Source organism: Psychrobacter sp. JCM 18901, from assembly GCF_000586435.1.
Classification (GTDB): Bacteria; Pseudomonadota; Gammaproteobacteria; order Pseudomonadales; family Moraxellaceae; genus Psychrobacter.
The window spans coordinates 90896-106694 of sequence record NZ_BAWH01000007.1 but is presented as its reverse complement, the minus strand read 5'-3'; the positions used below and the strand labels follow the sequence as shown (position 1 = coordinate 106694).

Annotated in this window: 8 protein-coding genes, 2 tRNA genes and 4 pseudogenes; 3 read left to right on the top strand and 11 right to left on the bottom strand. The window is 43.6% G+C overall.

The annotated features are described in order from the left end of the window. Positions 1-182: 182 nt before the first annotated feature. From TT11_RS07335 to TT11_RS07300, 8 genes and pseudogenes are all read right to left on the bottom strand, one after another. Positions 183-1337, bottom strand: coding sequence for an FAD-dependent oxidoreductase (locus tag TT11_RS07335; protein WP_261869818.1), 1155 nt, complete (start codon positions 1335-1337; stop codon positions 183-185). A 131-nt stretch (positions 1338-1468) separates the two neighbouring features. Then, positions 1469-1890 (bottom strand): annotated as a pseudogene (locus TT11_RS07330) (tetratricopeptide repeat protein). Positions 1891-2297: 407 nt separating this feature from the next. Then, on the bottom strand, positions 2298-2810 hold the full coding sequence (locus TT11_RS07325; RefSeq protein ID WP_261869817.1) for a M48 family metallopeptidase: 513 nt from the start codon (positions 2808-2810) through the stop codon (positions 2298-2300). A 220-nt stretch (positions 2811-3030) separates the two neighbouring features. Next, on the bottom strand, positions 3031-5076 hold the full coding sequence (betT, locus tag TT11_RS07320; RefSeq protein WP_191114027.1) for a choline BCCT transporter BetT: 2046 nt from the start codon (positions 5074-5076) through the stop codon (positions 3031-3033). A 292-nt stretch (positions 5077-5368) separates the two neighbouring features. Then, positions 5369-7068 (bottom strand): annotated as a pseudogene (gene betA / locus TT11_RS07315) (choline dehydrogenase). Between the two features lie 118 nt (positions 7069-7186). After that, positions 7187-8690 (bottom strand): annotated as a pseudogene (gene betB, locus TT11_RS07310) (betaine-aldehyde dehydrogenase). A gap of 147 nt (positions 8691-8837) precedes the next feature. Beyond that, positions 8838-9356: a TetR/AcrR family transcriptional regulator gene (locus TT11_RS07305; RefSeq protein ID WP_261869814.1), complete on the bottom strand. Its 519-nt coding sequence runs from the start codon at positions 9354-9356 to the stop codon at positions 8838-8840. Positions 9357-9410: 54 nt separating this feature from the next. Continuing rightward, complete coding sequence (locus TT11_RS07300; protein WP_261869813.1) at positions 9411-9755, bottom strand: multidrug efflux SMR transporter; 345 nt, start codon at positions 9753-9755, stop codon at positions 9411-9413. A gap of 504 nt (positions 9756-10259) precedes the next feature. Here TT11_RS07300 and TT11_RS07295 point away from each other — a divergent pair. From TT11_RS07295 to TT11_RS07285, 3 genes are all read left to right on the top strand, one after another. Then, a tRNA-Asn gene (locus TT11_RS07295) sits at positions 10260-10335 on the top strand. 190 nt (positions 10336-10525) lie between these two features. Beyond that, positions 10526-10855, top strand: a complete 330-nt coding sequence (locus TT11_RS07290; RefSeq protein WP_057761113.1) for a hypothetical protein — start codon at positions 10526-10528, stop codon at positions 10853-10855. A 305-nt stretch (positions 10856-11160) separates the two neighbouring features. Continuing rightward, positions 11161-11892: a hypothetical protein gene (locus tag TT11_RS07285; RefSeq protein WP_261869812.1), complete on the top strand. Its 732-nt coding sequence runs from the start codon at positions 11161-11163 to the stop codon at positions 11890-11892. A 111-nt stretch (positions 11893-12003) separates the two neighbouring features. On the opposite strand, the gene TT11_RS07280 is transcribed toward TT11_RS07285, so the two are convergent. The 3 genes and pseudogenes from TT11_RS07280 to TT11_RS17185 all read right to left on the bottom strand — a co-directional run bounded on the left by TT11_RS07280 (position 12004) and on the right by TT11_RS17185 (position 15442). After that, a tRNA-OTHER gene (locus tag TT11_RS07280) sits at positions 12004-12093 on the bottom strand. 92 nt (positions 12094-12185) lie between these two features. Next, entirely contained in the window at positions 12186-13334 is a 1149-nt protein-coding gene (locus TT11_RS07275) for a type I glyceraldehyde-3-phosphate dehydrogenase (protein WP_261869862.1), read from the bottom strand. Positions 13335-13493: 159 nt separating this feature from the next. Next, positions 13494-15442, bottom strand: a pseudogene (locus TT11_RS17185) (AAA family ATPase). Between the last annotated feature and the right edge of the window lie 357 nt (positions 15443-15799).

The following is a 15799-nucleotide window of genomic DNA, read 5'->3' as shown; positions in this document are numbered from 1 at the left end:
ATTGGTCGAGATACCAGTGAATGCCCCACCTGCCAGCAGACAAACAAAAGGTATCAGCCAAGTGGTTTTGTGAGAAGTTTTTTTTGTGTGAGCGAATCATTCATCGACTATCCTATAGGATGACGAACTTTCTTAGTCATATTGAATGGCTTTTATGATAGCTTACAACAGCACCCTCGTAGCTACTGGCGCAAAATGGTAGCAGGTAGGCTTTGTACAGCGACGGTTGCTGCATCAATTGCTCCAGCGACATAGCCAGGGAATTGCGCTGACCACTCACTACCACAACCTGTTAGACAGTCTTGCCACACGCCTGTTTTTGGTTTGGACGGCGGTGCTACTACATGCTGACCGTTACCGCTAGCATCAGCAGGCATCGCTGTTAATGGATCTTTTGCCCAGTCTTTAAGATATTCAGCTTTTGGAGTACTTGCCTGCGCACCAAATAGTCGCACTAACTGCGCACGGCAATGTTCTTTTAGCACCGTATCAGAAACGCTCTGTCGCACTTGAACAGGAACGCCAAAAAAACTAAACAACGCGCCATCGCCCTCTAACGTAGAAGCATCATGTATCTCAGTGAGCGGCCCTATCGCACTGCGTGCGGCACCCGAGAGACCAGCATCTCGCCAAAATGGTGACTCATAAACAGCGACGTATTTGGCATGAGGCGCCATCCAAGTGGCTGTCTCGCGCCACTGTTCACTTAAGTCTTGAGGTAGCGTTGGCTGAAATGCTATCCGACCTTCTACCAATCGAGGCGGTAACGCAAGTAGCACATGCTGCGCTCGGAACGTCGTCATATGTCCGGTCACATGTCCAGAAGTATCTTCACTCTGTACTTCGATATGTTGAGGCGTCCTGTTTAATTGCTGTACGGTTTGACTAGTCATAATGCAACTAGCATCTAAGCGAGCATATAGCGCATCAGTCAACGCGGCCATACCACCGACTAGACGCACAGAAGGTGGTGCACTTTTATAACCTTGCATACGCACAGGTGGCTGATTGGCAGCGCGCTCAACCATCATATCGCCTTCTTCGAACTGCGAAAAACGTGATAAATTTAACGATTCAACCAGACTACTTAATTGCGTTTGATAATCAGGCCAAAACCAAGATGGACCCAAGTCGAACGCGGCACTTGATTCTGCTTGGTCAATATCAGTATTGTTATTAGTAATATGCGCATCTGAATATTTAGCAACTGCAATGCGACCACCCAAGGTATCACGCGCCTCTAGCAGTCTATAAGCTATATCCTTTTGCTCTAATAAAAAGGCGGCATATAATCCACTCAGCCCACCACCAACGATTACCACAGGTATGTCTTGCATATCGGATTACCCTATTTATAATCGGTTCAATATAACTTGGATACAAGGAAGCCGAGCGAAAGTACTACAAATAGCAGGCTGAGCCAGACTGACACCGTCCCCAATTTATAGAGGATTGACTATAAACCAAACTACTCTGCCAATAGCTTCGTAAGCATCTCATCAATCTCAACCTTGAACTCTTTATCTTCTATTTTATTGGCTGTGATTTTGGCATTTTGCAGACTTTGGATAGCAGCTTCTCTTTCGCCTGTCTCAAGCTGTAGCACCGCCATAGAAAAAGCAATCGATGACATATGATCTTTTGAATTAATGGCAGTAGCTTGGCCAATGCTTTGTCATAAATCACCAGTGCTGCGTCCAAATCTTCAGTAAAGTCAGCCAGTGTTTCCCATTGTTCTGGGTGGTCTTTGTCAGTGCCTTCATTGTCGGTACAAATGGCGTTTAGTTCAGCATATAGCGAATCAAATTTCTCTTGATTGCCTCTGCGATCCGCTTCTAATAATTCTTCGGCTAAGGTGTAAATGGCTTTATATATTTTAGTATTGATCATTGTTTACAACCTTTTATGGACTATATCGTATGTGGTTAGGATTATAACGTAATTCTAGGGCGTGTCCTCATTTTAAAAATGGTGATAAAAATGAGATAAATTGCAGTCAAACAAGGAAAATAGCGCAGATCATATCGGGATATTAACCAGCTATTTAACGATGTTTGGCAAAATTTAGCCATTTTTAGCCCATTTAGATATGATCAATTGAATTGAGGACACGCCCTATCGGCTCAGATGATTGCTACAGAGAAGAACACGATATTTATATGGCTGTTATTAACATTACTACGAACGTTATTCAGGTTGCTATTCATACTATAGTCGATTCAATTTAAAAGCAGCACAAGGCAACCGAGTGCAAGTTATACATTAGTATGCTTAGCGAGGATGACGATGTAGCGGATTTATATAAACTTGACTATATTATGGCTACAACTCTCGCCAGTGTAACCAAAGCCGCGTATCCAGCTCAAATTGATGATACTCAGGTCCATATGGCAGCATAATTGATAAAACGCTTTGTTATGGTCATGCTCTTTAAAATGTGCCAACTCATGCACGACAATCATGCGTAAAAACTCAGGCGGCGCGTCTTGAAACAAGCTGGCTACCGTGATGCTGTTGTGCGATTTGAGCTTACTTCCCTGTACGCGCGACTGCGTCGTATGAATACCTAGGGCATGCTTTAAAACCTTGAGCTTACTGCTATAGCTGACATTTGATAGCTGACCAATCTTACGCATGTATTGGGTTTTTATCTCATTTATATACTGATAAAGCGCTTTGTCGCTTTGGATTTGATGCTGAGTTGGGTACTTTTTTTCCAGATACTCGCCCAACCTACCATCACTGATAAGCTGAGCAGCTTGAGTTTGAATCTGTTCTGAGTAATGCGCTATGTACTTTAATTTGGTCACAAATGTATCCTTTGCTAATACGTAGATGCGTATCAGTCGATCAATTTAATCTTAATGAATTTTACCTTATATTTGCGGCGCTTGTTTGCCACTTATTTGGGATATACCCTCAACCCAAACGATAGTTATTTATAAATGGTTATTCATAAAAAAACCCATAAGCTGCGTTCAACTTATGGGGACATTTTTACTAATAGTTTTACTTAAAAAGTGTGCCTGATTAACGCTCTAAATGCAGATACTGCAAGTGACGTTCGTACTGATTTAAGATATCAACCAATACTTGCTCTTTTGAGTAGCCAACCAAGTCATACTCTTGCGAGCCTTCACTTAAGAACACTTCCGCACGGTAGTAGTACTCTGCATGCTTGGTAGATGTGCTCAATGTAAAGTTAGGACGATGAGCTTTAATCAGATTGACTTCATAAATAAAGTCATCTTCATCACCATGACCGACACGCAGTTTTAGACCGTCTACCTGACCACTATCTTGGTCCATGCCTGCATCGATACCTTCACCGATACTGGCAAGGTTTTTGGTATCCAAAGAAGTTTTGAGACCACCTGCTTTAAACTCTTTTTCGACCTCAGACATCGCTGGCATCACGACCGTATGCAAGAATTTTTCAACCTGTGCATGTCCTGGGAAACTCACAATACGTTGCAAGCGCGCTTTCCAGCTCTTCCCACTGTCCAACACATTTGCCGTGCCGATTGTACTTGCTTTACGCTTATTGCCTTCTTCTTTTAGCGACTTCCACATAGACATCATGTAGAGCACAAGAATAATAGAGAATGGTAAACCTGCAATGACAGAAACAGATTGCAATGAGGCAAAACCACCTGCAAATAGCAGTCCTAACGTAATAAGACCAGTCGCTGCTGCCCAAAACAGACGTAACCAAACAGGAGCATCGGTATCATTGGTCATACCTCTTGAGCTCAAGTTCGCTAGTACTAACGCGCCTGAGTCAGCAGAAGTCACAAAGAAAATAAGACCAATAACCACACCAGCAAATGACAATACTTCACTGTAAGGGAAGTATTCAAACAGCGCAAACATGCCCATTGCCGCATCATTGACCGCAATTTCACCCAGCTCTGTTGCGCCATTGGCAACCAAGTCTATCGCTGAATTACCAAAGATAGAGAACCATGCAAAAATAAACCCAAGCGGAATAAACATCACGCCAAATACAAACTCGCGTAACGTACGGCCACGACTAATACGTGCAATAAATAGACCTACAAATGGTGCCCAAGCAACCCACCATGCCCAGAAAAATATCGTCCACCAAGATTTCCACTCGGCACCAGCAGCACCGTCATAAGCATAAACGTCAAAGGTTTTATAAATGATGGTTTGGAAATATTGACCGATATTTTGAGTAAAGGTATTTAATAGATACACCGTATTGCCCATTACCAATATGGCAAGCAACAGCAGTATTGACGACAACATGTTGAATTCAGATAGACGACGAACACCTTTTTCGACACCTGTCATCGCAGAGATAGCAGCAGCCGCGACAACACCCACAATGATGAGCGCCTGAACCGTTTTGCTAGATTCGATACCAAACACATGGGTCAAGCCAGCATTGGCCTGCAATACCCCAATACCCAAACTGGTCGCAATACCCATCAACGTACAGACGACGCCGAAGGTATCAATACCATCGCCTAACCAACCTTTGATTAAGCGTTCACCGAATATCGGTGTTAGCGGCGAGCGTAGCGCGAGTGGCATGTTTTTGCGATAAGCAAAGTAAGCCAGCGCCATACCGATTAGTGCATAAATACCCCAACCATGTAGACCCCAGTGCAAGAAGGTCTGAGCAAGCGCTTCACGCATGGCCTCAGCACTAGCAGGCTCTAGGCCTGTATGAGGGGTCAAATAATGCATCAAAGGCTCAGAGGCACCAAAGAACAACAGGTCAATACCAATACCCGCTGAGAACAGCATGGCCGCCCACGCTAAAAATGGAAATTGCGCTTTTTCGTGGTCTTGACCAAGCTTTATATCACCGTACTTAGAAAAACCAACAAACAACGCGAAGATACTATAAGCGGCAACCACCAACATATAATACCAGCCAAACTTGTCTGATACCCAAGTCATGCTCGCGCTCAGCAAGGCCTCACTATAATCTGGAAAAGCGATGGTCCAGATTATCAATAAAATAGAAATAATAGCTGAGCCCATAAACACGGTTTTGTTTAGGGTCAGAGGTTTCGTCACATCTTGTGATGGCGAACTGTACATAAAAGACCTCAATAGATAAATTAAACAGGGTCCGATATTGCTTTGTCCGGCATCGTCTAATAGTAGACTGATGATCTATAACCGTATAACGTGGAACCAACCGCATGACGGACAAAGCAGTACCAATAAATAAAAAGCTAATAAAATTATAAACAAATTCAACCTGAACGGTATTCATTATTCTAATACGTTAGCGCTGATAGAAAAGGCCTCTACTTGGAAAGGCCTTTTGGTTAAAATTTTCTCATATCGTTATTTATTCAGTATCCTATATGCAGGCTTATATCGCAGCCTACACCGTCGAGAGATAATCGCGCATTGGCTCTGAGCGCAGCGGTGCACCATTGGCCACGTAATAATCTGCCGTTGAACGTGGCAGCTGTACGCCTCTCATCTTATCGACAATTTTTTCGGCGAGCATAATAGTTGTAGCATTGAGATTACCACTGATAATATTGGGCATGATAGACGCATCGACGACTCGCAAGCCATCAATACCATGTACCAGACCTTCGCCGTTTACTACCGAATCGTTATCTTCACCCATCGCACAAGTACAAGATGGATGATAAGCCGTCTCACTATGATTGCGTACGTATTCATCTAACTGGCGTCGGTGACCAGATCATCGGTCGGTGCAATCGCACGACCACGATAAGGATCAAGCGCTGGCTGATGCATGATCTCACGCGTGATACGCATTGCAGCACGGAACTCTTGCCAGTCTTGATCATGCGACATGTAGTTAAACAAGATACTTGGATGTGCTTTTGGATCACGTGATTTTAGTTTGACGCGTCCACGGCTTGGTGAGCGCAGTGAGCCAACGTGTGCTTGGAAGCTATGCGATTTCACAGCACTGCGACCATCGTAGCGTACAGCTAGTGGCAAGAAATGATACTGAATATTTGGATGGGTAAACTTCTCATCGGTACGGATAAAGCCGCCACCTTCGAATTGGTTAGATGCACCAAGACCTGTACCGTTGAATAACCATTCTGCACCAATCGCAGGCTTATTCCACCATTTATTGGCAGGCGCGATTGACACTGGCAGTTTACATTCATACTGCATATACAGCTCTAGATGGTCCTGTAAGTTATTACCAACACCTGGCAGATCCAATATTTCAGTCACGCCAGCGTCTTTTAACCACTGACCAGGGCCGATACCTGAACGCTGCAGTAGTTGCGGCGAGGCAATCGCACCAGATGAGACAATCACTTCGCGAGCGGCATGAAAGTTTTTGGTCTGGCCGTCGTGTTCGACTTTGACACCGACAGCGCGTTTGCCGTCAAATAAAATTACGTCAGTCAATGCACCTGTCAAAATCGTAATATTGCTACGTGGTTTGGCACGGTCAAGATAACCGCGAGCCGTTGAAGCACGGCGACCATTAGGCGTCACAAAGCGATCCATCGGACCAAAACCTTCTTGCTGATAGCCGTTTAGATCTTCGGTACATGGATAACCCGCTTGTACGCCCGCTTCAATCATAGCTTGGAACAGTGGATTAACCCCTGGCTTTGAGGTGGTCATTTCAACAGGACCGCCCACGCCATGATAGTCATTTTCGCCAGCGTCACAGTTTTCTAGCTTTTTAAAATAAGGCAGGCAATCAGAATACGTCCAGTCTGATAGGCCTTTTATTTTAGACCAATCATCAAAATCTAGCGCATTACCACGGATATAGCACATACCGTTAATCAGTGATGAGCCACCTAGCCCTTTGCCGCGGCCACAGTCCATGACACGGTTATTCATATATGGCTCAGGATCTGTCTTATAACCCCAGTTATAAGTCGTCCCTTGCAATGGCATAGCAAGTGCAGCTGGCATTTGGGTACGGAAGTCAAAACGATAGTCTGGACGTCCTGCTTCTAACAGCAGTACCTTAATATTGGCATCTTCGGTCAGACGTGTGGCCAGCACATTTCCTGCTGAGCCTGCACCGACGATAATATAGTCATACTCAGGTGTGGTTGATGTCATAACATACTCCATAATATTGAAAAAACATAAATCGTTTAGGGTCAGTAAGGTGTCCTAAAAAGGCTAAATAAAAGCTGATAAGCAACCTTACTGGCTTCGTTTTTCTCAATAAGATTGATTAAAAGACAGATTCAAACGCACCCAACTCTACTTGGATAGATTTGGTCTGAGTATAGTGTTCGAGCGCTTCGATACCGTTTTCGCGGCCGATACCAGAATGCTTGTAACCACCTACTGGCATTTGTGCTGCCGACTCGCCCCATGTATTCAACCAGCAGATACCAGCTTCGATCTGAGCGATGACTCGATGTGCGCGTTTTAGATCTGCAGTCACAACCCCAGCTGCCAAACCGTAATCGGTATCATTGGCACGGCGAATAACCTCTTCTTCGGTCTCGTACGTCAATATCGACATCACTGGGCCAAAGATTTCTTCGCGTACGATAGTCATATCATCGGTGCAATCAGTGAATACTGTCGGTGCGACAAATGCGCCGTTTGCAAGCTCGTTTGTTGTAACGCGCTCGCCACCTGTTAGCAGACGTGCGCCGCCTTTTTTTACCTTGTTCAATATAGCCAAGCACGCGCTCCATATGCGGGAAGCTAACCAGTGGACCCATATTGATGTTCTCATCCATAGGATCGCCTAGCTTAATACGCTCAACACGGGTTAAGATCGCTTGCTCAAATTTTTCTTGTAGCGCTTTCGGGACAAATACGCGCGTACCATTGGTACATACCTGACCAGTACTGTAGAAGTTGGCCATCATAGCGATGTCAGCAGCGGTATCAATATCTGCATCATCAAATACGATCAATGGTGATTTGCCACCAAGCTCTAAAGTTACGTCTTTTAGAGATGAGCTTGCCGCGCTCGACATGACTTTCTTGCCAGTCGGTACGCCACCAGTAAACGATACTTTTGCGATATCTGGGTGTTCAGTTAGCGCCTGACCCACTTCATAGTTACCTTGTACGACGTTAAACACACCATCTGGCAATCCAGCTTCTGTCAATATTTCTGCCAGTTTTAGTGCCGTCAATGGTGTCACTTCTGATGGTTTAAAAATCATCGCATTACCAGCAGCCAGTGCAGGCGCCGCTTTCCACATCGCGATTTGAATCGGATAGTTCCATGCGCCAATACCTGCGACCACGCCAAGTGGTTCGCGACGAGTATAGACGAAGCTAGTATCACGCAATGGAATCTGACGACCCTCAATCATCGGTGCCAGACCTGCATAGTATTCAACGACATCAGCGCCAGTAACGATATCGACATACTTCGTCTCAGAGTAGGCTTTACCTGTGTCTTTGGTCTCAAGTAGTGCCAACATATCATTGCGATCGCGCAATATCTCAACAGCCTTTGATAAAATGCGACCACGCTCAACTGCTGTCATCGCCGCCCAAACTTTTTGACCTTTATGTGCGGCTTTTACCGCCTCGTCAATCTGCTCTTTGCTGGTTTGCTGAATCGTTGCCAATACTTCACCAGTGGCTGGATTGATATCTTCAAAAGTCATCAGCGACTTATCAACCGCTAGATAACGACCGTTGATATAAGCTGTTTGTACTTGGTCTAAATCGATAATATCTGTCAAATTATTAAAATCAGTCATAAATTCTCCTTAGGACGATTGGCAAAAGTAGCTATATAAAAGTAACTATGTAAAAGTACTGAAGCCGAATAATATCGTCGTTAGTTAAGTTTCGAAATTTAGTCTTTAAATAGTGAATTAAAAATTATTTTATAAATCAGCAACGTTTTACAAATCAAAGTCTTGTTGTGTCATTTTTATCAAGCGATCGCGCAATGACTGTTTGTCTGCGATATCGATACCTGAAAAGTCTGAGAGCCAAATACCGTCAGCGACAAGGCGAACCATACATAATGTCTCGGTATTATCCGTTGCCGCATGTTTTTTAAGTTGCTCATTCGCCCATTTAGCCCATAATTCACGCAGCTCACTATCACCTAGCATCAGCACATATAAGGTCGCTTGATTATCGTATTCTTCCTGTCCTTGCTCGCCGAGGCTGATAGTGGCATCTATATAAGCGCGGGTAAATGAACCGTACTTAACAGGATCGTCAGCCATTGCTGCGTTTACTTCTGCCTCAAACTTAGCCATTGCATCGTTGAAGACTTCTAGCACGAGTGCGTTTTTGGTAGAAAAATGATGCATTACACCACCCTTTGTCACCCCAACCGCATCAGCGACTGCCTGAAACGTCACTTTAGATAAGCCTTGCTCCAATGTGATACGTGCTGCCTGATCTAACAACGCACGACGAATGACTTCTGGCTGTTTTTTTTACGCTTATAAGCATTTTCCATATCAATGCACCACAGAATTAGACAATAAGTTCATCACAACAACACCGCCGACGATCATCGCGATACCGACCACTGCTGCTGTATCAAGACTTTGCTTGAATAGCACCACACCAGCGAGTGATGTCAGCACAATCCCAAGCCCGCCCCACAGTGCGTACGCAATGCCTAGCGGTATGGTCTTGAGCGTCTGAGCCAGCAAATAAAATGAGATGACATAAAGTAAACACATAATGAGCGTCGGTACCAGACGTGTGAACTGCTCTGACTTCATCAAAAAAGTAGTGCCAATCACTTCACAAATGATGGCAATGGCTAAGTAACCATAAGCAATCGTAGTAGGACTCATCTTTAGAACACCCGCTTTTGTTCAACGCATGCTATGAAAAAACATAGCAAAGAAACCACATGGTCGGTATTTTATAGAACACTACTGCCAATGTGAAGGGCTGTCTTGCAACTTTATTGTGTCAAACGGTGTCGCACCACCTTTATATTCAAAAATACAAAGCATCAAATCCAGTTTTACTTTGCCGAATCGATGTCTGGTTCTATATTCTTATCGTTTGTCTAGGTGCCATATAAAATTTTCTGAAAATAATTTTTATTTCTAAAGCACATTTTATTTTTAAAACACATTTATCGTCATTTTCTATTAAGTTCTGCCTTGAAATAGCCTATCTGATAAGGGATTGGCGTTAATTTTCAATAATTGCGATAATATTTATAATTAAACGCATAATAAGGTTGACAGCCTGTAGTGACTTGGCTAAAATGTGCCCCACATAACGCAAACAAGCTAATTAACTGCTTTAATATAAAGCATCAATGACTTGCTGTTATGACCAGCTATTCTCCAATAGCTCAGTTGGTAGAGCAACGGACTGTTAATCCGTGTGTCCCTGGTTCGAGCCCAGGTTGGAGAGCCATATACTAAAAACCTTCATCATAATTTGATGGAGGTTTTTTTATTGCTGCGTCTTTTATATTTACTTCTAATAATATTAGCACGGCTGTGGTGTTCTTTTAGACATTTTTGTTGTATGGTAAGATTAGTTTTGATTGGGTTCGTTTTTGTTTGAGTGCTTCGCTCTTACTCACTAAAAGTAATGGTTTATTATGATACCTGTACGTATAAAAAATAAGTTTTCTGATCATCCGCAAAAAATCATGCGCCCGATTAGTATTCGTTTGTCTGAAGAAATGATTGGTCTATTAGAAACGACGTCATCAGACTTAGGCTTTAAGCGCATTCAAGGGCTTATTCGTCTTTATATTCGTCAGGGCTTGGATCGTGACCATCAGGATTATACGCTTGCCCATGATGAAGTATTCATCGAAACGCTACGTAAGCGCGGTGTTAGCCAGCATATTATTGATGAAGCGATTGTAGTGACGCACAATAACAACATCACTCATCCGCTATCTGAGTTACAAGATAACGATTAAACAATTAATAGTATCGCTGCTAAATAGTATGAAAATAAAAAAAGACCAAGTTTGCTAACGCGAGCTTGGTCTTTTTTGTGGCTGTTATAAAAGTTAAAGCATTACTGATATTTCTCTAACTCTCTTCTTGTTACTCCCTGCTTCCATCTAGTTCTCAGTACATATTTTTTTAAATACTCTGCGATATTTGCGGTTTTAGTTAGCCATAACTAAACACAACAGATGTTTAAACAAGGTATATTAAGCATATAGTCGCGACTATTTATAAGGTTTCAACATAATAAAGATCTGCAAGGAGGGGTACGATGACGGGCTTACATCAGCGTTTCAACAAAACTTTGTTTTCAACCATGACGGTAGCAATGCTAGTGATTGCGACTGGCTGCTCATCGCCGCAGACTGATCCAAGTAAAACAACCATACCGACAGATTCTGACCAATGGCAAAAAAAGTTAGGGCAAACTTTTGAGCAGTTGTCTGAGGCCGATCAACAAGTACTCAGCCGATATATGCTGCGTATGAAATTGAGCGACGCTTATGAATCAGGAGCCATGCCGCGTACCACTATTAAGCAAGCGCTAATACAACAGCGTGAATATGAACGTCTGCATCCAAACAACCCAACGGGCAAGAAAAGCCCAATCGTCAAAGGTCAGGCGGCGAACGCTACTGCACAGATGTATCCTGTCGCCCTGCTCCCAGTGAAAACCAGTGATAGCGATAGCTTAAATCAAGTCAAAATGCAGTTTATGCTATCCAATCATGGCAAAGCCGCGATAAAAAGCTTTAAAGGGACGCTGACCATGAAGGATGCCAACCTGACAAAGGGCAAAAACTTTAATGTGCCTTTGACAACGTTTGACCCACCTATCGCACCAGAACAATCCGGCAAGATCATTATTGAAAGCAGCATTGAGGATATCAATGTCATGCGTGCTATCAAAAATGCTAGTGGCATCACTATCGAGATTAATAAAGGCGCGCTCGTCTTAGCAGACGATCAGACAATCGAATTTGAAAATTCATTGGTGAAGTAGCTGTACAACTTACTATTGAAGATTTTATAGAAGTAGAAGGTACTGATTAATACTTTTATCAATACCATAAAAAAAAGCCCCAATCATTGCTGATTGGGGCTTTTTCGAATTTGGCGGAGACGGAGAGATTCGAACTCTCGAAGGGCTATTAACCCTTGTCGGTTTCAAGACCGGTGCATTCAACCGCTCTGCCACGTCTCCATTGGTGCATCATTATATAGATATCATTTTATAATGCAAGCCCCTAAACTAAAAAAATCCAATTAATTTTCGAATGCTTGTAAATTGGTGCATTATCGCTTGCTTGAGGCCAGATGTAAGCACATATCGAGCAACCTATTGGCATAACCCCATTCATTATCATACCATGCAAAAACCTTATATTGACCACCCACTTGCATAAGCTGTTGCCCATCAATGATAAGCGACTCAGTCTGATGGATAAAGTCACTAGATACCAATGGCTCATCGGTATAAGCCATAATGTCATGCAAATGCGCCTGACTGGCAGATTTAAGTACTTCTCGCACTGTCTCGACATCGACATCTGGCGTATCAAACACAAAGGTGACATCAATCGCAGCCACGTCGATAGTGGGCACCCGTATCGAATGCCCATTTATCTTGCCGACCATGGCTGGTAGCACCCGCTCTGTCGCAGCGATACTACTGGATGTCGTTGGGATAATATTATAGCCAGAAGCGCGCGCCCGTCTTGGATCTCGATGTGCTTGATCCAGCACTGTCTGATCGGCAGTGACTGCATGAATCTCTGTCATCATGGCGGACTGCACACCAAATGCCTTATCTAGCGTATAAATCAACGGCACCAATGCCTGCGTGGTACAAGAAACACTAGAGATAATCGGTAGCTCAAGCGTGAGCGCATCGGTATTCACGCCCATGACGATACAGGCATCCACATCATCGAATGGTGCTGCACCAATGATTACTTGCTGTGCGCCTGCATGGATGTGTAGCGTCGCTTGCTCATACGAGCGAAAATGCCCAGTACACTCTAAAACCACATCGACCCCTAGCGACTGCCAAGGTAAATTTTTGGGATCAGGCTCTGATAGCATATTGATACAGTAAGTTAGATTATTCTTAGTCAGACAGAGCTCAGTCTTGCTCGTATCAACTGACTCACTCTCTACAATTTCAGCATTTACCCCTAATCGACTGAGGCGGCCATGTGTGCTGTCAAACTTCAATAAATGCAATAAGATATCCGCTGGCGCTAAATCATTAATTGCCACTACATGAATCGCGCGGCCCAACACTTCAAAGCGCTCTAACAAAGCACGAAGTACATTGCGCCCTATACGACCAAAACCATTGATAGCCACTCTCAATGGCTGTGAGTGCTCACCAGTGGTACGATACGTCGCCGCTATCGGGTCAGAGGTCAATTGATAAGTAGCGCTCGAAAAATCAGGCATAACATCGTACATAAAGGGTATCGCTATAAATGGGGGTAAAAACTGAGCGTTATCACGTTGAGTGCGCTAATGATTGCTGAATACTAAAAAATAGTAAAATTAAAGCCTATAAAAATAAAGGTAACAAAGTTATAGGCAATAAAATTATAGGCAGCAAAACTATGGGGTGATAAAAATCAATGCGAGGCGAATGGTATTGTAGTCAATGCTTTGCTTGAGATGATCATATATCGGACGCAGCTTGATGCTACCGTCATCATTGAAGTCATTTGGATTATTGGCGACTTTAATGGCGACATAGGCATTACCTACGGCTGTCATCACCTCATCATCTGGACGCAGATGATCGCAGGCAAGACTCGGATCTTGTGATTTTAGCTCACCGATATGGCGCATGATGGTCGATTGTGACAATTGACGTGCTTCTGAAATCTCCGCAATGGTCAAACTCTCCTCCAATAACACTCGGGTTGCACGCAAGGTGCTTTCTGACTTATCAGAGACCTGATTGCCCTGTTTTTGCTTTTTATCTATTTGCGCTTGCTGCTGTTCGCGGCGCTTTTTTTGCAGCGCGGCATAGGCATCAATCACGGATTGACTGAGCGTACCACCTGACTTTAAGACAAACTTCTCATGTGCCTGCTGCATGCTTTCTTCATCGAGCATGGCATAGTTGGCATCAGCTTCGTCAGACAGCACCAAAAATCGCTTGTCTGCGCCGCGTGCTAATGGATCAAGTTGCAAGCTCATGTCATTCATACCCAGCAGCTGCAATCCTGCCAGCGACTTGAGACGTGACAAGGCCACATAGCCTTGCCCAAGCTCAAAGGTACGCGATAAATCAATCTCAGCCGCGTCAAGGGTCATGCCTTGCGATTTATGAATGGTGATTGCCCATGCTAGACAGAGCGGTACTTGTAAATAACTTGCCAGCACATCGCCCGTTTCATCTTCGATGATCCATTCTTCAGGTTCAGCGATGACTTCTCGTCCTGAATTAAGCCGCACGACAGGCATTTTTTTGCGTCGCCGCTTTCTTTGCTTTTGGCTTATCGGCTTCTTTTTTTAGCAGCGCTTTTTTTACCCTTGGTCGTCTGTTTATCCGTGGTTTCGTCAGTATCTTCACGGTCCGCATCAATGTTATTTTCGATCAATGCCTCACTGTTGTCTTTACTGTCATCCACTTTGACGGCAGCAAAACCAATCAGCTCACCCATCGTCCCATTAGACACGCCAAGCTCAGCATTGTTTTTGATAAACATGACCTTTGAGCCAACTTTTAGAATCAACTCATCTTGCGTACGTACGGTTTTTTTCAAGGTTTCAACCAGCTTGCTATCGCCAGTGGTCGTCGCCTCAAAGCGCATCATCTCACCGTCGAGCGCAGCCAGCTCTTTGTCATTGATTTTATTGACATTGAGATTGTGGGTATACAGACGGGTACGCTTGATATCGACGCTTTGGTCATGCGTGTTCTCTAAAGCGGCAATCGCCTCAAACGTCACTTCCTGACGACGGATTTGATTGAGAATATCATCTAGATCAAGCCCGCCATTCGCCGCGTCACTGACTTGTCTATGCTGCTCTGACAGATAGCAAATATGGAACTTGGCATCGAGCCACGCCTCAGACATAAAGGCAAATTTTTCACGATTCGTCTCACCTTTACTGCCAATCGGTGGTAACTGAAAGAAGTCTCCTGCGACAACGACTTGTATACCACCAAAGGCTTTGTTATTTTTGCGGACATGCTTGAGGACTTGGCTGACCAAATTGAGCTGCTTGGCATGTAGCATCGATATTTCGTCAATAACCAACACAGCCGTGTCTTTTAGTCTGTCTGCTAAGAACTGCTTGCGTGATAAATTTGTCAAATCTCGATCAGACAGCTCATCCTTGATACCAATACCCGACCAACTATGAATCGTTGTGCCGTTCATGTGTGTGGCAGCAATACCGGTACTGGCAGTCACCGCAACAGGCACACGGCGAGCGCGTAGATAATCAATATATTGATTGAGCGTATAGGTCTTACCTGAGCCTGCTGAGCCCGTTAAAAAGACATTTTGACCTGTTTTTAAGATATCGAGAGCAGAAGATTGACGCATAGATTCAAACCAGCCAGTAATGTGAAAAAAGAGAATAATAAAACTATCATCATAATGGAAAAAAACGCAACATTTGCCTAAAATCACCTAAAATTTGCGGGCTGTGCAACCTTGAGGTATCGACAATAAAATAAACAATTGTCAATAGAATATAGATAAAAAAATGCTTTATTTTTTTATAAATGCAAAAAATCAATAGCTTATCTTTTAATTTTGTCCGTAAAGTATCTGCTTTGATCATAAATACCAAGCCTATGCATTCTAGGCTTTACAGCAATAAAATCATGGCCATTAAAGCAAACTTCCTGTTATGTGTTAACTCATCAGTCATTATAAAATTTTAGTATGATTATCAGC